At 66.7% G+C, this 514-nt stretch carries 1 pseudogene; it reads right to left on the reverse strand.

Features of this window, described 5'->3' with window-relative positions:
• Positions 1-514, reverse strand: a pseudogene (locus AC5Y2S_RS28935) (hypothetical protein); the annotation flags it as partial.

Here is a 514-nt window from a genome sequence, read left to right on the forward strand (position 1 = left end):
ACCCAACGCACCCAGGTTCGGAATCGTCAGCGCCGGCAGACCCGGCAACGACGCCAGGAAGTTCGCCGCCAACGTCTCACCGGTCTGAAGAGCCCCGTTGATCTCGGCGCTAAGCGCACCCAGGGACAGCGTCAGCGAGGGCAGGCCAGGGAACGTAAACGGCGGGAGGCCCGGCAATGTGATGCTGCCCGACAACAACGCACTCAGCAACGCGTTGAGCTCGCCGCCGAGCGCACCCAGGGACAGCGTGATCGACGGCAGGCCCGGGAAGGTGAACGGCGGCAGGCCCGGCAAGGTCAGGCTGCCCGACAACAAGGCATTCAGGCCGGCGGTGAGGTTGGTGCTGAGGCTGGCCGCCAGGTTGTTGAGCCCGGCCCCGAAGTTGGCCGCCAGGGTCTCACCGGTCTGGATCAACCCGCTCAGGTTCGCCCCCAAGTTCAAGCTGCCATTCAGCGCCGCGTTCAACGACGCACTCAACCCGTTGAGCGCGCCCGACAACTCCACACCCAACGCA

The sequence above is a fragment of the Mycobacterium sp. NGS69 genome (assembly GCF_059812165.1).